The following is an 18862-nucleotide window of genomic DNA, read 5'->3' as shown; positions in this document are numbered from 1 at the left end:
CATCTTTCAGCCCTTCTTGCCCGGCAGCGTGTTCATGTACTTGCAGATGATGCCGAGCATCACCTCGTCCGCACCGCCGCCAATCGAGCCCAGGCGCCCGTCGCGGTAATAGCGCGAGACCGGGTTGTCCCACGTGAAGCCCATGCCGCCCCAGAACTGCAGGCAGGCATCAGGCACGATGCGCGCGAGGCGCCCGGCCTTGAGCTTGGCCATCGATGCCAGCTCCGTCACGTCCTGCCCTTGGATGTACAGATCGCACGCGCGATACGTGAGCGCACGCAGCGCTTCCACTTCCGTCTTCAGCTCGGCCAGCTTGAAGTGCACCCACTGGTTGTCGAGCAGGCTGGCGCCGAAGAGCTTGCGCTCGCGTGCGTACTCGGCGGTGGTCTCGATGCACATCGTCATCGTCGCCAGGCTGCTGGCCGCGGCCCACAGGCGCTCTTCCTGGAATTGCAGCATCTGGTACGTGAAGCCCTTGCCTTCCTCGCCGATGCGATAGCGCTGTGGCACGCGCACATCGTCAAAATAGATGAGGCCCGTGTCCGACGAATTCATGCCGATCTTGCGGATCTTCTTGCCGACCGACACGCCCTTCGTGTTCATCGGCACGATGATGAGCGACTTGTTGCGGTGGGCGGGGTCGTCCGACGTGTTGGCCAGCAAGCACATCCAGTCGGCCTGTAGGCTGTTGGTGATCCACATCTTGCTGCCGTTGATGATGTAGTCGTCGCCGTCCTTGCGCGCCGTGGTCTTGATGCTTGCCACATCGGAGCCAGCGCTCGGCTCCGATACGCCAACGCACGCCACCGCATCGCCGCTGATGGCGGGGGCGAGAAACTGTGCGCGCAGCTCGTCCGAACCGAAGCGTGCGAGCGCGGGCGTCGCCATGTCGGTCTGCACGCCAATCGCCATCGGCACGCCGCCGCAGTGGATGTGCCCCAGCGTCTCGGCCATCGCCATCGCATACGAATAGTCGAGCCCCAGGCCGCCAAACTCGGTCGGCTTGGCGATGCCGAGAAAGCCCAACTCGCCCATCTTCTTGAAGAGCTGCTTGGCGGGAAACATCTCCGCCGCTTCCCATTCATCGACGTACGGGTTGATGTCGCTGTCGATGAAGCGTTTCAGGTTGCGCTGCAGTTCCTGGTGCTCGTGGGTGAAGTGCATGGTGTCTCGCTCCGGTTGTCCTGGGCTGTTCGTGTATGGGTCGGGATGGCTACGGGCGCGCAACGCCAAACTGGATCGGATGCAACGTGCGGCGGCGCGCTTCGTCGCACACCCCGAGCACGCAGGCCAGCACCTTGCGTGTGTCGCGCGGGTCGATCACGCCGTCGTCCAGCAATCGGCCCGAAACGGTGAATGCATCGGACTGCCGCTCGAACGTGTCGATCACCTTGGCGCGCATCGCTTCAATGGCGTCATGGTCGACGGTCTGCGTCTTGCGTTGCATGCTCGCGGCCATGACCGTCGCCATCGTTCCGGCGGCCTGCTCGGCGCCCATCACAGCCGTCTTGGCGTTGGGCCAGCTGAAGCAAAAATCCGGAAAGAAGCCGCGCCCCGACATGCCGTAGTTGCCCGCGCCAAACGACGCGCCGCAATGCACGGTGATGCGCGGCACGGTGGCGTTGGCCATGGCCTGGATCGTCTTCGAGCCGTGCTTGATCATGCCGGCCTGTTCCGACGCCTTGCCGACGATGAAACCGGTGGTGTTTTGCAGATACAGCAGCGGCGTGTCGGACTGGCAGCACACCTGAATGAAATGCACCACCTTGGTCGCGCCCGCCGGGTCCAGCGGCCCGTTGTTTGTGATGACGCCGACGCGCATGCCACAGATGGCCGCATGCCCCGTGATCGTGCCGGGGCCATAGTCAGGCTTGAACTCCAGAAAATCCGATCCATCGGCAAAGCGTGCAATGACCTCGCGCATGTCCAGCGGTTTGCGATGATCGGTCAGCGCAATGCCAAGCAGTTCTTCTGCATCGAAGCGCGGCGGCGCATAGGGCCTGTCCGGTGCCGGCACATCGCGGTTCCAGTCGAGCGCGGCCACAAGTTCGCGCGCGATGCGCAGTGCATCCGCATCGTCTTCGGCCAGGTATTCGGCCAGGCCCGAAGTGGTGGCGTGCATCTCCGCACCGCCCAGTTCCTCTTCGGTGGCGATCTCGCCCGTGGCCGCTTTCAGCAACGGCGGCCCGGCGAGGAACGCGCGCGCCCGGTCGCGCACCATCACCACGTAGTCCGACAGGCCCGGCATGTAGGCGCCGCCCGCCGTGCTGGACCCATGCACCACGCTGATCACCGGAATGCCCGCCGCCGACAGCCGCGCGAGCCAGTAAAAGCCGCTGCCGCCGTGGATGAAGGTCTCCACGCGATACGTCAGCAGGTTGGCGCCGGCCGATTCGACAAGGTGGATGAACGGCAGCTTCTGCTCCAGCGCAATGGCCTGGGCACGCTGGAACTTCTCGATGCCCATCGGCTGCACGGCCCCTGCGTCGATGCCCGCGTCGTCGACAATGATCATCGCGCGCACACCGCTCACCCAGCCGATGCCCGCGATGAAGCCGCCGCCAGGAATCGAGCGCGCCGGGTCTGCGTGGTCGAGGCAAAAGCCCGCCAGCGTGGATAGCTCAAGAAACGGCGCGCCGGCGTCGAGCAGGCGGCCAAGCCGGTCGCGCGGCAGGAGTTGACCGCGCTGCTCGAAGCGGGCGCGCGAGGCTTCGGACTTGTCGCGTGTGCGATCTTCCAACGTGCGCAACCGGCCGACGAGTTCCGTGAGCGCGGCATGGTTCTGCCGATACGCGTCGCTCTGCGGCACGATGCGCGATTCAAGCGCCGGCATGGCGGTCCTCCTCGCCTTGCAGCACCTTGGGCGTCACGGCCAGGTGGAAGCCGTTGAACGGCTCGGCACCATGACGCGGAGCCGGCATGGGCGAACCGGGCCGCACGTTCGGGCGGCCGCCGTCCACGCGCAACGTCGTGCCGGTAATGAATGCCGCGGCTTCCGAGAGCAGATACACGATGGCCGAAGACACTTCCGCCTCGGTGGCAAAGCGCCCGAGCGGCACCGTCGACGGCATGCTGCGGATGGTCTCGGCCATCCACGGCGGATACGCATCCATGCCCGACGACGCGACGTAGCCCGGCGCTACCGCGTTCACGCGCACGCCGTATTGCGCCCACTCGAATGCGGCCGTCTCCGTAAAGTTCACCATGCCCGCCCGCGCGGCGCCGGAGTGGCCCATGTTGGGCATGCCGCCCCACATGTCCGCCACGATATTGACGATGGCGCCGCCGCGCTGCTGCATCGCCTGGTTGAGGCACTCGCGCGCCATCAGGAAGCCGCCGGTCAGGTTCGTCTGCACGACGGCTTCCCAGCCCTTGGCGGAAATGTCCTTGAGCGGCGAGGGAAACTGCCCGCCCGCGTTGTTGACGAGCGCGTCGATGCGGCCGTGCTCGCCGTAGATTTGCGCGACGGTGGCTTGCACGGCAGCCTCGTCGCGGATGTTGCAGACGTAGGCGTGCGCGGTGCCGCCCGCTTCAACGATCTCCGTGCGCACGGCGGCGAGCTTCTCTGCGTTGCGCCCCACCAACGCGACCGCCGCACCCAGCGACGCCAACTCATGCGCAGTACACCGGCCGATGCCGCTGCCGCCACCCGTCACCACGGCCACCTGCCCCTGGAACAGCCCCGGTCGAAAGACTGAGCGATACATGGTTCTCTCCCTGAATGCGCGTTAGGTCCAGCCGAGTTGGCGCGCGGCAAGGTCGCTGAGAACTTCCTCCGCGCCGCCGCCGATCATGTAGACCTTCACTTCACGATAGATGCGCTCCGACTTGGTGCCGCGCATGAAGCCCATACCGCCAAGCAGTTGCACGGCCGTGTCCGCGCAGAACTGCAAGCTCTGCGTTGCGAAATTTTTCAGCATGCACAGCTGCGCGACCGGAGAATCGCCGGCCTGCATGCGCCGCATCAGGTCTTCCAGCAACGCCCGGGTGGCTTCGATGCGCGTGGCCATCGCCACCAGCTTCTGGCGCGCCACCTGGTGCTGCACGAGGCGCTTGCCGAAGGTCTCGCGCTGGGTGGCCCATTCCACGGCTTCGATCAGACACGTGCGCGCCAGGCCGTAGGCCTGCATCGCCAGCGCGAGGCGTTCGTGGTTGAAGTTGCGCATCACCAGCTCGAAACCGCGGTTTTCCGCGCCGAGCAGGTTGCCGACCGGCACGCGGCAGTTGTCGAAATGCAGTTGCGCCGTGTCAGAGCACCACCAGCCCATCTTCTTGAGCGGCGTGCGCGACAGCCCAGGCGTATCGCCCTCCACCAGCAGCACGGAGATGCCGCCCGCGCCCGCCTCGCCGGTGCGCACGGCCACGGTGATGTAATCGGCGCGCATGCCGGAGGTGATGAAGATCTTGCTGCCGGAGACGACGTAGTGATCGCCGTCGCGCACCGCGCGTGTGGTGAGGCTGGCGACATCCGAGCCGCCCGAAGGCTCGGTGATGGCAAGCGCGCTGATCTTCTCGCCCGACAGAATCGCCGGCAACACGCGCGCCTTCAGCTCGGCCGATCCGCCCGCCACGATGGGCGGCGCACCGATCGTATGGCTGAACAGCGATGCGAGTAGACCGCCGCTGGCCGCTCGCGTCAGCTCTTCGATCATCGCCAGTTCAAGAAACAGGTCGCCCGGCGTGCCACCGTATTCCTCGGGGAAACCAATGCCGAGCAAGCCAAGGTCGGCCGCTTCGCGATACAGCGCACGCGGAAACGTCTCGGCCTCTTCCCACGCATCGATGTGCGGCAGCACGGCCTTGTCGACAAAGCGGCGCACCGTCTCGCGAAAGGTATCGTGATCGGCATCGAAGCGGGCAGACGGGAGCAAACCTGAAAGCATGATCGCCTCGTCAATCAAGGGTGGTTGACCGGCACGCGCACCGGCATCGTCAGCAGCACCTGCGCCATGCCCTTGCCGAGCGGATCATTGCGCAGCGATGCCATGCCGCCACCGCCCAACGCCTGTTCGCACACGAAATTGAGCGCGTGGATGCCGGGCAAGTCGTACCGCGTCACGCGCCCTTTCACGACGTGCGCGAGGTACGCCGCGACGGCATCTTCCGTCAGTTGCGCGCGCAGCAGCGGCAGGTCTTCGGGCCGACGCGCGATGACGCCGATATTGGAAGTGTCGCCCTTGTCGCCGCTGCGGGCATAGGCGAGTTCGATGAGAGACACCTCGCGCGTCGGGCCGGGAGGCAATGCAAGGGAGCCCTGCGCCGCAGCGGATGGTTCAAGCGCGGCGCCACCCGTTGGCACGGCAATGTCGAAGCCCTCCTCACCCAGCAACGTCACGCGCGCCTGGACGCGTGCCTTGTCGATCAAAAAAGCGTATTGCTTGATGGCCGGCACCACGCTGGGCCGCCCGCCGGCGCCAGTCGTGCCGGGCGCCCACGACGTGCCGGCCGGGGCGATCTCGCGCGCGAACAGGTCCAATGCCTGCTTGTTCGGATGCGTCACCGCCAGCCACATCACCGATTCGAAACGGGGCACGTTCGGCTGATGCGGCCCGAACAGATACGCCGACCCGAGCGTCTCGATATGCGTTGCGCTGTAGTCCGGCAGACCGAGCTGGCGGAACAGGCCGCGCGTGCGCTCCAGAATCGCCTCGGCTGTGTGGCGCGCCTTGCGGTCGGCGTCGATGCCGACAATGGTGAGCTGACCGGTCGCGCGATAGCCATCGGCATACGTTGCGCTCACCTTGTAATCGGGCGTGGGCGCACGACCGCGTGCGCCGCGCACTTCCACGCGATGCTCGCCGGCCAGCGTCATCGTCACGTGCGTGAAGTCGCAAACGACGTCGGGCAACACATAGCGCGCGGGGTCGCCGATTTCGTAGAGCAGTTGTTCGCCCACGGTCGCAGTCGTCACCAGCCCGCCCGTGCCGTCGGGCTTGGTGACGATGAAGCTGCCGTCGGCCCGGCATTCGGCGATCGGGTAGCCGCTGTGCGCCCAGTCGGGCACGGCTTCCCAATCGGTGTGCAGACCGCCCGCACCCTGGCAGCCGCACTCAAGGATGTGCCCGGCGAGGCTGCCGGCGGCGAGCCGATCGTAGTCGTCGGCACGCCACTCGAACGCGTGCATCAAGGCGCCCAGGGTAACCGCGCTATCGACACAGCGGCCAGTGATGACCACCTGCGCGCCGGCATCGAGCGCCGCTTTGATCGGCAACGCACCGAGGTACGCGTTGGCACTCACCACCTTGTCGGGCAATGGGCGTGCGCTCTGTAGTTCGCGCACGCCTTCGCCGCGCAAGGCAGGCAGCAGCGCCATGACATCGTCGCCTTCCACCACGGCAATGCGCACGCTCACGCCCAACTCAGCGGCCAAGGCTTGCAGCGCCGCCGCACATCCGCGTGGGTTCACGCCCCCCGCGTTGGCGATGATGCGGATGTTCTGCGCCAGCGCATCCTTGAGCACCGCGCGCATCGCCACGCTCACAAAGTCGGTGGCGTAACCCAACTCAGCGTTCTTCATGCGCGCGCTGGCCAGCAACGACATGGTCAGCTCGGCCAGGTAATCGAAGACGAGGAAGTCGAGACGGCCGGAGGCCACCAGCTGCAGCGGCCCGGTCACGCTGTCGCCCCAGAAGCCGCTGGCCCCGCCGATGGAAACGGTGTCATTGCGCATGTCAGCGGCCCCTCCAGTTCGGGGCGCGCTTTTCGCGAAAGGCGGCTTGGCCTTCCTGCGCGTCTTCGGTCAACGCAAACAGACCGATCTGGCTTTCGGTAAAGGCCATGGCCTGCTCGAAGCTGAGCGATTCCACGTGCTTGAGCGTGTACAGGCCGCGCCGGATGGCCGACGGCGATTTGTCGACCAGCCGCGCAAGCAATGCATCGACAGCCCCATCAAGCGCTTCGGGCTCGGTGACTTCGTTGACGAGGCCAGCGGCGAGCGCGCGGTCTGCGTTCATCGGTTCGCCCGTCAAGCACAACTCGTTCAGCACGCGGCGTGGCAACTGGTGCTGCAGCACGGCCAGCACCTGGGCGGGAAACACGCCGACCTTCACCTCCGGCAAGCCGAACGTGGCGCTGTGGCTTGCCACCGCCAGATCGCACATCGCCAGCAAACCCATGCCGCCCGCCATGCAAGCGCCATTCACGCGGGCGATGAGCGGCACGGTGCAGCGGCGCGCCTGGCGAAACAGATCCGCCAGGGCTTGGTACGGCTGGGAATAGTCGAAGCGGAAGGACTGTCCGGTCTGCAGATCGGCGCCGGCACAGAAGGCACGCGTGCCGGTGCCGGTCAGCACCACGGCCCGCACGGCGGCGTCACGGCCGGCGTCGACCAGCGCGGCAGTCAGCGCTTCCAGCACGGCGGCGTTGATCGCGTTGCGGCGGTCTTCGCGCTGGATGGTCAGCCACAGCGCTTGGCCGCGCCGCTCGATGAGGAGTTCCGGGTCCGTGCTCACGCGACGCTCGCCTTGAAAGGGAATTCGGTTGGACAGCCTGCCCGGCAATACTAAATCATTTGATTGAAAAAATGGAAGCGTTCGCGTGCTGTGGGTCCTCAACGATTTTCTACAGCGAAGCCGGATCGTCATAACCCCATGATTTATATGACGATCCCACTGCGGCCGTAAGCAATTCGCCAGCCGACGCGTTGACTCGCTCACATTTGAACGATAACAATTCTCATTTACAAAAAACATGTGGCAAAAACTTTCAGGGGAGTGTCACCACGTCATGTCCGCAGCACAGATCGAACGCAAGCGCACCGAACATTCGGTGGTGGGTTATCTGACCGGCGCGATGAGCTTCGCCGTGGTTTCGGCGCCGGCACTGGCCGACACGAAGAAAGACGCCGTGTCCGCCACCCTGCCCGAGCAAACCGTCACCGGCACCAACGGGTTCAAGGCGGATGCGGCCTCGGGCGGCAAATTCACCGCGCCGCTGCTCGATACGCCCAAGTCCGTCACGGTGATCCCCGCAGAGGTATTGCAGGGCACCGGCTCCGTCACACTCACCGAGGCGCTGCGCACGGTGCCGGGCATCGCATTTGGCGCCGGCGAAGGCGGCAACCCCGTCGGTGATCGCCCGTTCATCCGCGGCTACGACGCGCAGGCCAGTACCTTCCTCGACGGGCTGCGCGACATCGGTGCGCAATCGCGCGAAATGTTCAACGTGGAATCGGTGGAAGTCATCAAGGGCCCGTCGGGTGCGTATGAAGGCCGCGGCGCGGCAGGCGGGGCGGTCAACATCCTCACCAAGACGCCCAAGCTTGAGCACTTCACCGAGGGCACGCTGTCGGTCGGCAACGCGGCGTACAAGCGGGCCACGGCCGACGGCAACTACCAGATCGGCGAGCACGCCGCGTTCCGCCTGAACGCGATGGCGCACGACGCCGCCGTTGCCGGCCGTGACGTGACGAGCTTCAGCCGCTGGGGCATCGCGCCGTCCATCGCCGTTGGGCTCGGTACGCCCACGCGCGCCACGCTGTCGTACTACCACCTGCAATCGAACGACACGCCAGACACGGGCATTCCATACAACAACGGCACGTTCAACCGCCGCACCGACGGCCGCCCGCAACTGTTCGGCCCCGGCGACGGCGCGCCCGTGAATGTCGACCGCAACGTCTACTACGGCCTGTCGCGCGACTTCCGCCGCGACCGCGTCGACATGGGCACCTTCACGCTGGAGCACGATGTGTCGAGCGCGCTGAAGCTGCGCAACACCATGCGCATTGCCCGCACGAGCCAGGACACCATCTGGACGCAGCCCGACGACAGCCAGGGCAACATCTATTACGGCATGGTCTGGCGCCGCACCAATTCGCGCTCTTCGGTGGCCAACACCGTCGCCAACCAGACGGAAGCGACCGGCAAGTTCGACACCGGTGGCCTCAAGCACAGCTATGCGGCCGGCCTGGAGTTCTCGCGCGAGCGCAGCAGCAACGACACCTACGCCGTGGCCACCGGCAGCAACCGCTGCCCCAACGGCATCGGCGCGGCGGGCGGCTACAACTGCGCAGATCTCTTCAACCCAAACCCGAACGACCCCTGGGCCGGCGGCATCAGGCTCAACAACAATCCAGCAGAGACGACGGTGCGCACGCAGTCGGCCTACGTATTCGACACGGTCGAGCTGTCGCCACGGTGGCAAGTCAACGGCGGGCTGCGCTTTGATCGCTATTCGGCATCGGCCACCACGTCGGCGAATGCGCAGGGCGTGCGTTCGAGCTTCTCGCGCGACGACAACCTGCTGAACTACCAGCTCGGCCTCGTGTTCAAGCCTGCGCAGAACGGCAGCATCTATCTGGCGTACGGCACATCGTCGACGCCGTCGGGCTCGGTGGCGGGCCAGGGTGCCGATACAAGCGCGCTCACGCCTGACCGCTCCAGCAATCGCGGGGACGTGCTCGCTCCGGAAAAGAACCGCGCCTACGAACTCGGCACCAAGTGGAACGTGCTCGACAGCAAGCTGGCACTGACGGCCGCGATCTTCCGGATCGAGACGACCAACGCCCGCATCGTGCAGCAGGACGGCACCGCCGCCATGGCGGGCAACAAGCGCGTCGATGGCTTCGAGCTGGGCTGGTCGGGCGCGCTGACCAACCGCTGGCAGGTGTTCGGAGGCTACACGTATCTGAAGAGCGAACTGCGCAACAACGGCGGCGCAGGCGCAGCCTTTGGCGGCACCAACGGAACGGCCTTCCCCAACACGCCAAAGAACAGCTTCAGCCTGTGGACGACCTATCAGCCGATGCCGAAGCTCACGCTCGGCGGCGGCGCGTATTACGTCTCGAAGGTGTGGGGCAGCGCCAACCCCGCCAACCCGAAGTGGGTGCCGGCCTACTGGCGCTTTGACGCCATGGCCGCCTACCGCATCGACAAGCACACCACGTTGCAGCTGAATGTGCAGAACGTGTTCGACAAGGTGTACTTCAATCAGGCGTATGCATCGCATTACGCATCGCTGGCACCGGGCCGCACGGCCATCCTGACGCTGGGCATTCGCTACTGATGCCGGCCGACGCTGCAACCGCCGCAGCCGCCGGAGCCACCGCAGCCGATCCTGCGGTGGTCGATGCCATCCACGCCGTGCTCACCGGCCCCGCTGACCGCGCCGCGCGCTGGCTGGCGGCAGCCGCCCGGCGCGGGCACACGGAAGCGCAGGCCATCTTCGGCCAATGGCTGCTCGATGGCCGCGGTGTTGAACGCAACCCGGCCGAAGCGTTGTTCTGGTTCAAGACGGCCGCGCTGTCGGGCCACGCGATGGCCGCCAACATGCTGGGCCGCTGCTATGAGCACGGCTGGGGCGCGCCCGCCTGCGACAAGACCGCCACGCACTGGTACGCCCGCGCCGCCGATGCTGGCCTCGACTGGGGCCAGTACAACTACGCAACACGCCTGCAACTCGGGCGCGGCATCCCGGCGGACCGCGCCCGCGCGTTTGCACTGTTCCAAGCGGCGGCCGCACAAGGGCACGCCAAGTCGATCAACGTGCTGGGGGGCTTCTATGAAGACGGCTGGGAAGTCGAGGCGGACACGGCGATGGCCCTGCGCTGCTACCTGCGCGCCGCAGCGGGCGGCGACTTCCGCGGCCAGTTCAACGCAGCACGCCTGCTCGCCCTCGCGAATCACGCAGACGATGCCCTCGGCTGGATGCAGGCGGTGCCGCGCACCGCCACCCCGACCTTTCTTGCGAAAGCGCATGACTTTCTCGCCGGTCATCCCGATGTGCGTTTGCGCGCGTTGGCCGACGTGCTGAAAACCCCATCGTTATGTTGCTGAAGATTTCCGCCGTGCTCACCAAGGAACAGGTCGCGCAGTGCCGCGCCACGATCGACGCTGCCGAGTGGGTGGACGGCAAGGTCACGGCCGGCGCGCAGTCCGGCCAGGTAAAGCACAACATGCAACTGCCCGAAGGCTCGCTGGCTGCGCGCCAGGTCGGCACCTTGATCCAGGATGCGCTGTCTGCCAATACGCTGTTCTTCTCGGCTGCGTTGCCGCTCAAGGTGTTTCCGCCGCTGTTCAACCGCTACGCGGGCGGCCAGACCTTCGGCAACCACGTCGACAACGCCGTGCGCCATCTGCGCGGCACCGCTTTCCGCATCCGCAGCGACCTCTCCTGCACGCTGTTCCTGACCGAGCCCGAAGACTACGACGGCGGCGAACTCGTGATCGACGACACCTTCGGCGAACACCGCGTCAAGCTTGCCGCTGGCGACATGGTGCTCTACCCCAGCAGCAGCCTGCACCGCGTGACACCGGTTGTGCGCGGTGCGCGCGTTTGCTCGTTCTTCTGGCTGCAGAGCATGGTGCGCAGCGACGCGCATCGCACGCTGCTGTTCCAGATGGACACGGAACTGCAGCGGCTGATGGGGCTGCTGGGGCAGGACGACCCGTCCGTCATTGCGTTGACGGGGACGTATCACAACCTGCTGCGGGAGTGGGCCGACGCCTGAACGGTCGCCTCAGGCGAAGTACGCGCGCATCTCCTCGAGCAAGGCCTCCGGGGCTTCCTCCGGCACGTAGTGCCCGCACGGCACCGTGCCGCCGCTCACGTTGTCCGCCACCGCTTTCCACAACTCCAACGGCTTGAAGCAGCGTTGGATCACGCCATGCTCGCCCCACAGCACACGAAGCGGCACGCTCACGCGCTTGCCGGCATCGCGGTCGGCACGATCGTGTTCGAGGTCGATGGTGGCGGCGGCACGATAGTCCTCGCACATGGCGTGCACGCAGGCGGGTTCGCGCATGGCGGCGGCGTAGGTCGCCATGGCCTCCGGGGCGAACGGTTCGAGGCCCGCATGGCGCAGGCCCATCAGCTTGCCGATGTAGAAATCGGGCGTGGCGTTGATGAGCGTCTCGGGAAACGGCGACGGCTGGATCAGGAAGAACCAATGCCAGTAGGCGGACGCAAACGCCATGTCGGTGTGCTCGTACATTGCCAGCGTGGGGGCGATGTCGAGCAGCATGGCGCGCTCGACGTGGAGGGGATGATCGACACACAGCCGATGCGCCACACGCGCCCCGCGATCATGCGCGCACAGCCGGAAGCGGCCGAAGCCGAGCGCACGCATCACCTCCACCTGGTCCTGCGCCATGGTGCGCTTGCTGTATTCGGCGTGCCGGGCGCTGCCAGCCGGCTTGGACGAGGCGCCATAGCCGCGCAGATCGGTCGCGACGACCGTGTAATCGTGCGCCAATTCGCGCGCCACCTTATGCCAGATCATATGGCTTTGCGGATGGCCATGCAGCAGCAGCAGCGGCGGTCCGCTGCCGCCGATCACCCCCGCGATCTCCACCCCGTTGGCCATCTGGCGGAACGGACGAAAGCCGGGAAACAGCGCGGCATCTGCGGCAGCGGTGGCGGCATCGATGGAAAGCGGCGTGGTCATGCGGGTCTCCGGTGATCGGTCGTGATTGAAGTGATGCGTGGCGAATGCTCCGCATGCTAGCGCAGAGCGGGCACGTGCGTTGCGGAACCGTCCGCTGCCGTTCCCTTCTTTTGGTTTCCCCTGACACGGAGTTCGCCATGACCCCATTGCATGACATGCGCATCGCCATTCTCGTCGACGACCTGTTCGAGCAGGCCGAGCTGGCCAGCCCTAAGCAAGCGCTGGAAGGCGCCGGTGCCACGGTCAGCATCATTGCGCCGAAAGGCCCCAGCGTGACGGGCCTGCACCACGCCACCAAGGGCGACACCTTCAAGGTGAACCTGACGCTGGATCAGGCCAAGGCTGACGACTTCGATGGCCTGGTGCTGCCCGGCGGGGTCTTCAACGCCGACGCACTGCGCGTCGTGCCGGCCGCACAGGCATTCGTGAAAGCGTTCGAGCGCGCGCAAAAGCCCATCGCCGTGATTTGCCACGGGCCGTGGCTGATGGTGTCTGCCGGCCTGGTGCGTGGCCGCACGCTGACGAGCTGGCCGACGCTGCAGGACGACATCCGCAATGCCGGCGGCATGTGGGTGGACCGTGAAGTGGTGACCGACCGCAACTGGGTCAGCAGCCGCAAACCCGATGACCTGCCCGCCTTCAACCGCACCTTCATCGAACTGCTGGCGCAGCACGCCCACGTCTGAGCCCGGTGGGGTGACCGCGCACGGCGGGGTGCGGGATCGTTCCTATAATCGATCAACATGCTCTGCCCCTGTTGTGCCGGTTTGCCAAACCAGGAGACGCCATGCCCGCCGCCAAGCACCTGCCGCCCGTGCTGCAGCACCTGACGCTGCCCGTGATCGGTTCGCCGATGTTCATCGTCAGCTACCCGGAGCTGGTGCTGGCGCAATGCAAGGCCGGCATCGTCGGGGCGTTTCCGGCGCTCAACGCGCGCCCAGCCGAGGTGCTGGACGCGTGGCTCACGCAGATGAACGAGGACCTCGCTGCATACCGCGCCGCGCATCCGGACGCTGTGGTGGGACCGATCGCCGTCAATCAAATCGTGCACCACTCAAACGCGCGGCTGGAGCAGGACGTGGCCACGTGCGTCAAGCACAAGGTGCCGATCTTCATCACGTCGCTGCGTGCGCCGGTCAAGGAGATCCTCGATGCCGTGCACAGCTACGGCGGCATCGTGCTGCACGACGTGATCAATCTGCGCCATGCGGAAAAGGCGCTGGAAGCCGGCGTCGACGGGCTGATCCTGGTGGCTGCGGGTGCCGGTGGGCATGCCGGTACGCTCTCGCCCTTTGCGCTGGTGGGCGAGGTGCGGCGCATCTTCGACGGGCCGATCGCGCTGTCGGGCGCCATTGCCACGGGCGACGCCATCCTGGCCGCGCAGGCCATGGGCGCCGACTTCGCCTACATTGGCACACGCTTCATCGCCAGCCAGGAGGCCCACGCCGCCGAAAGCTACAAGCAAGCCATCCTGCGCGCGGCCGCGTCGGACATCGTCTACACCAACCTCTTCACTGGTGTGCACGGCAACTACATCCGCGAAAGCATCGAATTGGCCGGCCTGGACCCGGCCGCCCTGCCCGAGGCGGATAAATCGAAAATGAACTTTGGCGACGGCAGCTCGCGCGCCAAGGCGTGGAAAGACATCTGGGGTGCCGGCCAGGGCGTGGGTCAGATTGCCGATCTGCCGCCCGCCGCTGAAATCGTGGCGCGCATGAAGGCCGAGTACGACGCGGCAAAGTTGCGTCTTGCGCTGCACCTGCGCCTCTAGAAGCGGCCTGCACCGAGCCACGCGTGCGTGCCCCGCTGCACTTCAATTGACTTGCGCTGGCGGCGCTTCTACATTCCAAAGATTCAAGACACGACATGCGTGGAGCCACGGATCGGCCACCGCGCAACCGTATGCGCAAGCATCCTTGGGGGGATGTCCGACAGGCGTCTGCTTTCCTGTTGCGCGCACCGACGACAAAGGAGAACAAGATGACGCACTGCCCTGCGCCGGTGCGCCTGCTTACCAAGCGGGCGGCCGTGGCGCTGAGCGTGGTGGCCTCGGCGCTTACCCTGGGCCTGGCCGGCTGCTCCACCCAGAACGCCGCGGCCACGGCGCCCATAGAACAACGTCTTCCGAAGCCGAACGAAGCGCTCGTTCGCTCGGCCTATGTCTACGCGTTTCCGTTGATGATGACCGACGCGCTGCTGCAAACCACGTCTGCGCTGGCGCCCGCCGGCACGTTCATGCATCAGCGCACGCTGGAGGACGAAGCCCTGCCCACCGGTGTGCGCGCCCGCGTGGACGTGCTCGCCAGCAGCGCCTTCGTCGATTTGCGTAACGGCCCGGTCGTCCTGAGCCTGCCCGACGCCGGGCGCCGACACCTCTGGGTGGCGCTGCACGACGGGTGGAACGACGTGTTCGAATCGCTCGGCAACCGCACCACCGGGGCGCGTGCCGCGCACTACGCCATCACGCCGCCGGGTTGGGAGGGCACGCTGCCCACGGGCGTCAAACAGATTGCCGCGCCGACCAGCCTCGTCTGGGTGGTAGCACGGACGCAGGTGGCTGGCCCGCGCGACCTGACCGCCGCACGCCGCGTACAGGACCGCTACCGCATCACCCCGCTGGACGCCTTCGGCAAAACTTCCCTGCGCGACGCCGAAGCCGAAACTAAGGTGAACACGGACAAGGCCACAGACCTCGACGTCAGCATGGACGCGGCGCGCCGCCGCGTCACCGCACTGGATGCGAACAGTTACTTCACGCGCTTTGCCGAACTGCTGAAAGACAATCCACCGCACGCGGCCGACTCGACAATGCTGCAATCGCTGCGTGATCTGGGCATCGTGCCCGGTGCGCCGTTCGACGCCAAGGCCGTGACCGCCGCCAATCTGAAGGCGATGGATGGCGGCGTGGCGGCCGCGCGGGAAACCCTCTCGCTGGCCGTGAAGCAGCCGCCCATCACGCAAAACGGCTGGTTCATCCCGCGCATGGTCGGTGCCTATGGGCTGGACTACGCGCAGCGCGCCATCGTCGCTTGGAACGGCGGCGGCACCGACCTGCCGCAGGACATGCTCATTGCCACCGCCAAGACCGACACCAACGGCATTGCGCTGGACAGCACGCACCGCTACGTATTGCACTTCGAGCGCAACCAGCTCCCGCCCGAGAACGCCGGCTGGGCCATCGCCGCTTTATCTCCTGGCGGGCAACCGCGCAGCACAGCGGAGCGCCCGGGCCTGCGCAACATGCTGAGCGAGGCCGACCACCCGCGCCTGAACCGCGACGGCTCGCTCGACATCCTGATCCAGCGTGCGCCGCCCAAAGGCATGCGCAACAACTGGCTGCCGCCGCCCACCGGCCCGTTCCTCCTGCGCCTGCAACTGACGTGGCCGAAGGAAGCGGCGCTCGACGCTTCGTGGCTGCCGCCCGCCGTACAGCGCCGCGACGCCGCGACCCCATAGTCCGTCGCCCCCAATTGCGCGATCAAGCCTCGGCCACGCGCACCACGCGCTTGCCGAAGGTTCGTCCTTCGAGCAGGCCGCGGAATGCGACCGGGGCGTTCTCCAGCCTCGTCAACGCGATGGTCTCTGCCATCTGGGCAAGGCAAGACCCAGGCGCCTCAATGCAGGCGATTGCCTGACCATGCGGCTGGACTGCCCGATCGTCTATCACAACCCCACGCGGCGGCCGGCCCGTTACCTCGTCGCACTGACCACCGTATCCGCCGCCCACTGGAGGCCCTGATGATCGATACCCTGACCATCCGCCGCGTGGGCGCCAACGAAGCAAGCGCGTGCATCGATGCATTGGCCGATGTGCTCATCGATTGCGTGGAGGGTGGCGCGTCCGTCAGCTTCATGGCGCCGTTGTCGCAAGACAAGGCGCGGGCATTCTGGCGGAATGTGGCCGAAGGCGTGGCAAGGGGCGAGCGTGCTCTGCTGATTGCCGAAGACGAGGCGGGCGCCATCCACGGGACCGTGCAACTGGTGCTCGCGCAGCCGGAAAACCAGCCGCACCGCGCCGACGTCGCCAAGATGCTCGTGCATCGCCGCGCGCGCCGTCAGGGTGTAGCGCAGCGGTTGATGGCCGCCATCGAAGACGAGGCGCGCGCCGAGGGCAAGACGGTGCTCGTGCTCGACACCGTGACGGGCGGTGATGCCGAGCGGCTGTACGCACGCGCCGGCTGGCAGCGCGTGGGCGTGGTGCCCAACTACGCGCTGATGCCCGACGGCGCATTCTGCGGGACGACGTTCTTCTGCAAGCAGCTCTGCGCGCCAGACAGCGCCGCCTGATCGATCAAATCGATCGATCAAATCGTCAACGTGCCGCGGCCGATTTCGATCACGCGGCCACCGACGTGGATCGTGCCGTCAGCATCCACGCGCAGCGTGAGGTGGCAGGGGCGCCCGACTGCTGCGCCCTGCTCGATGCGGTAGGTTGCCGGCAACGCATGGCCCGTCGCGCGCAGCCAGCCGCCGAGGTTGGCACACGCTGAACCGGTGCCCGGGTCTTCCCACAAGCCAGTGCCGTATTCGAAGAAGAAGCGCGAGACCACCGGATCATTGCTGCCGGGCGCAGGCATGGTGAACACGTAGGCGTTGCGCCCGTCGTTGCGGCTGCGCGGCCACACATCGAAGGCCGACGGGTCGGGCCGGGCACGCTCCACATCGGCGCGCGTCTTGACCGGCACCATCAGCTGCTCGATGCCTGCGTCGACCCACAGCGGCGGGCCCGCCAGCGCATCCGCATCCAACCCCAGCATCTTTGCAACGGCCGGATCGGCTTCGCGCGTGTTCAACGCGCCGGAGCGCGGCGGCACCAGCGACCACCCCTCGTCCTGCGCCGTCAGCGACACGATGCCCGACTGGCAACGCAGCGTCAGTTCATTGCCGGGGCCATACAGCTCGCGCACTACCTGCGCGGTCCCCAGCGACGGGTGGCCGGCAAACGGCATCTCGTAATCGGGCGTGAAGATGCGGAAACGCGCCGTGGCGCCGTCGGCCTCATCGGGAAAGATGAAGGTGATTTCGGAGAGGTTGAACTGGCGTCCGATGGCCTGCATGGTGGCGTCGTCCAGACCGTGCCCGTCTTCAAACACGGCGAGCTGGTTGCCGCCAAAAGTGGATTCGGCAAAGACGTTGAGCAGGCGGAAGGCGTAGCGCGACATGGTGGCGTCCGAAGTGTTGGGGAAGAAAAAAAAACGGTGTGGCGATGCGTCATCATCAACGCACCGCTACACCGTCTCCATGCACACTTGCAGACAGTTTGCGCGAATCCAGCCTGACAGTTGGCGGACAGCGCGAACGCCGTGAAGCGTCGCGGCTTACTTGCGATAGTCGTACACGCCGCGGCCGGTCTTGCGGCCGAGATAGCCGGCGGCCACCATTTCGCGCATCAGCATGGCGGGGCGGTATTTCGGGTCGCCGAATTCGGTGTACAGCACTTCCATCACGGCCAGCATGGTGTCCAGGCCGATCATGTCGGCCAGCGCCAGCGGCCCGATCGGGTGATTGCAGCCGAGCTTCATGCCCTCGTCGATTTCCTCGGGCGAGGCCAAGCCTTCACCCAGCACGCAGAACGCCTCGTTGATCATCGGGCACAGGATGCGGTTGACGACAAAGCCCGGGCTGTTCTTGACCGTGATCGGCGTCTTGCCGAGCTGCTTGGCCAGCGCTTCGACAGCCGCATGCGTGGCATCGCTCGTCTGCAGGCCACGGATGACTTCCACCAGCGCCATCATCGGCACCGGGTTGAAGAAGTGCATGCCGATGAAGCGGCTCGCGTCTTGCAGCACGGCGGCCAGCTTGGTGATCGAGATGGACGACGTGTTCGACGCCACGATGGCGTGCGGCGCAGCAGCAGCTTCGAGCTGCTTGAGGATCTTCACTTTCAGGTCGAAGTTCTCGGTGGCGGCCTCGATGACGAGGTCGGCGCGCTTGAGGTCGTCGTACGAAGTTGAGCCCTGAATGCGGGCGAGCGCTGCGGCCTTGTCGGCTTCGGTCAGTTTTTCCTTCTTGATGAGGCGGTCCAGGCTGCCGGCCACGGTAGCAATGCCCTTCTGCACGGCGGCATCGCTGATGTCCACCATCACCACATCCAGCCCGACCACGGCGCACGCTTGCGCAATGCCGTTGCCCATTGTTCCGGCACCGACGATGCCGACGACTTGAATTGCCATGAACTGCTCCTCGCTTGGTGTTGGAATGAAAGATGGGATGAAACAGATTGCAGAGGATAAACGACGCAGCGACGGGCAGAAAAGCCTGGCTGACGCTCGCGTCACATTCCACCGGATCGCCGTATGATGACCAGCGTCGCGCCACCCCGCCGGGCGGGTGTGGTTCATCCCTGTTTCGTACCCTGCCGGGCACGACTCACTTTTCTTTGTCTTGCCAAAGAAAGTGAGTCAGCCTCGGCAGGGGATGAAACAAGGGATGCACCACAAACAAAAAACCAAAAACCAAAAACCAAAAACCAAAAAC

General features: G+C 66.0%; 16 protein-coding genes and 1 pseudogene. 8 read left to right on the top strand and 9 right to left on the bottom strand.

Annotated features, from left to right (window positions below):
• Window positions 1-6 precede the first annotated feature (6 nt).
• Genes BEK68_RS05000 through BEK68_RS04975 form a run of 6 tightly spaced genes read right to left on the bottom strand, consistent with a single transcriptional unit; the run spans window position 7 to window position 7451 of the window.
• Window positions 7-1164: an acyl-CoA dehydrogenase family protein gene (locus tag BEK68_RS05000; RefSeq protein WP_009239266.1), complete on the bottom strand. Its 1158-nt coding sequence runs from the start codon at window positions 1162-1164 to the stop codon at window positions 7-9.
• 49 nt (window positions 1165-1213) lie between these two features.
• On the bottom strand, window positions 1214-2833 hold the full coding sequence (locus BEK68_RS04995) for an acyl-CoA carboxylase subunit beta (protein WP_009239267.1): 1620 nt from the start codon (window positions 2831-2833) through the stop codon (window positions 1214-1216).
• Window positions 2820-3707, bottom strand: a complete 888-nt coding sequence (locus BEK68_RS04990) for an SDR family oxidoreductase (RefSeq protein WP_009239268.1) — start codon at window positions 3705-3707, stop codon at window positions 2820-2822. Before BEK68_RS04990 ends, BEK68_RS04995 begins: the two co-directional genes overlap by 14 nt.
• Window positions 3708-3728: 21 nt before the next feature.
• A complete protein-coding gene (locus tag BEK68_RS04985) occupies window positions 3729-4883 on the bottom strand; it encodes an acyl-CoA dehydrogenase family protein (protein ID WP_009239269.1) in 1155 nt (384 codons plus the stop codon).
• Window positions 4884-4897: 14 nt separating this feature from the next.
• Window positions 4898-6670, bottom strand: a complete 1773-nt coding sequence (locus BEK68_RS04980) for an acyclic terpene utilization AtuA family protein (RefSeq protein WP_009239270.1) — start codon at window positions 6668-6670, stop codon at window positions 4898-4900.
• A 1-nt stretch (window position 6671) separates the two neighbouring features.
• Window positions 6672-7451, bottom strand: a complete 780-nt coding sequence (locus tag BEK68_RS04975) for an enoyl-CoA hydratase/isomerase family protein (RefSeq protein WP_009239271.1) — start codon at window positions 7449-7451, stop codon at window positions 6672-6674.
• A gap of 274 nt (window positions 7452-7725) precedes the next feature.
• On the opposite strand from BEK68_RS04975, the gene BEK68_RS04970 reads away from it, so the two are divergent.
• The 3 genes from BEK68_RS04970 to BEK68_RS04960 are packed head-to-tail and all read left to right on the top strand — an operon-like array spanning window position 7726 to window position 11449.
• Entirely contained in the window at window positions 7726-10005 is a 2280-nt protein-coding gene (locus BEK68_RS04970) for a TonB-dependent receptor (protein ID WP_009277193.1), read from the top strand.
• Window positions 10005-10775 carry a tetratricopeptide repeat protein gene (locus BEK68_RS04965; protein WP_009239273.1) on the top strand — a complete coding sequence of 257 codons (771 nt, stop codon included), beginning with the start codon at window positions 10005-10007 and terminating at the stop codon, window positions 10773-10775. Before BEK68_RS04970 ends, BEK68_RS04965 begins: the two co-directional genes overlap by 1 nt.
• A complete protein-coding gene (locus BEK68_RS04960; RefSeq protein ID WP_009239274.1) occupies window positions 10766-11449 on the top strand; it encodes a Fe2+-dependent dioxygenase in 684 nt (227 codons plus the stop codon). Before BEK68_RS04965 ends, BEK68_RS04960 begins: the two co-directional genes overlap by 10 nt.
• A 9-nt stretch (window positions 11450-11458) precedes the next feature.
• Here the strand turns inward: BEK68_RS04960 and BEK68_RS04955 are convergent, their stop codons facing one another.
• Window positions 11459-12385 carry an alpha/beta fold hydrolase gene (locus BEK68_RS04955; RefSeq protein ID WP_009239275.1) on the bottom strand — a complete coding sequence of 309 codons (927 nt, stop codon included), beginning with the start codon at window positions 12383-12385 and terminating at the stop codon, window positions 11459-11461.
• A 137-nt stretch (window positions 12386-12522) separates the two neighbouring features.
• Between BEK68_RS04955 and BEK68_RS04950 the strand changes: the two genes are divergently transcribed.
• From BEK68_RS04950 to BEK68_RS04935, 5 genes and pseudogenes are all read left to right on the top strand, one after another.
• Window positions 12523-13071, top strand: coding sequence for a type 1 glutamine amidotransferase domain-containing protein (locus BEK68_RS04950; protein ID WP_009239276.1), 549 nt, complete (start codon window positions 12523-12525; stop codon window positions 13069-13071).
• 101 nt (window positions 13072-13172) lie between these two features.
• Window positions 13173-14156 carry an NAD(P)H-dependent flavin oxidoreductase gene (locus BEK68_RS04945; protein WP_004633634.1) on the top strand — a complete coding sequence of 328 codons (984 nt, stop codon included), beginning with the start codon at window positions 13173-13175 and terminating at the stop codon, window positions 14154-14156.
• Window positions 14157-14365: 209 nt separating this feature from the next.
• Window positions 14366-15841 carry a DUF1254 domain-containing protein gene (locus tag BEK68_RS04940; RefSeq protein ID WP_009239277.1) on the top strand — a complete coding sequence of 492 codons (1476 nt, stop codon included), beginning with the start codon at window positions 14366-14368 and terminating at the stop codon, window positions 15839-15841.
• Window positions 15842-15995: 154 nt separating this feature from the next.
• Window positions 15996-16124, top strand: a pseudogene (locus tag BEK68_RS26095) (helix-turn-helix domain-containing protein); the annotation flags it as partial.
• Window positions 16124-16672 carry a GNAT family N-acetyltransferase gene (locus tag BEK68_RS04935; protein ID WP_009239278.1) on the top strand — a complete coding sequence of 183 codons (549 nt, stop codon included), beginning with the start codon at window positions 16124-16126 and terminating at the stop codon, window positions 16670-16672. The pseudogene BEK68_RS26095 and the gene BEK68_RS04935, both read left to right, overlap by 1 nt.
• A gap of 17 nt (window positions 16673-16689) precedes the next feature.
• On the opposite strand, the gene BEK68_RS04930 is transcribed toward BEK68_RS04935, so the two are convergent.
• Complete coding sequence (locus BEK68_RS04930; protein WP_009239279.1) at window positions 16690-17547, bottom strand: PhzF family phenazine biosynthesis protein; 858 nt, start codon at window positions 17545-17547, stop codon at window positions 16690-16692.
• Between the two features lie 156 nt (window positions 17548-17703).
• Entirely contained in the window at window positions 17704-18558 is an 855-nt protein-coding gene (locus tag BEK68_RS04925) for a 3-hydroxybutyryl-CoA dehydrogenase (protein ID WP_009239280.1), read from the bottom strand.
• Window positions 18559-18862 lie beyond the last annotated feature (304 nt).

Origin of the sequence: Ralstonia pickettii (assembly GCF_001699815.1) — a bacterium.
Taxonomy (GTDB): Bacteria; Pseudomonadota; Gammaproteobacteria; order Burkholderiales; family Burkholderiaceae; genus Ralstonia; species Ralstonia thomasii.
The sequence above is the reverse complement of the archived record's forward strand: the minus strand, read 5'-3'. Positions and strand labels throughout refer to the sequence as shown.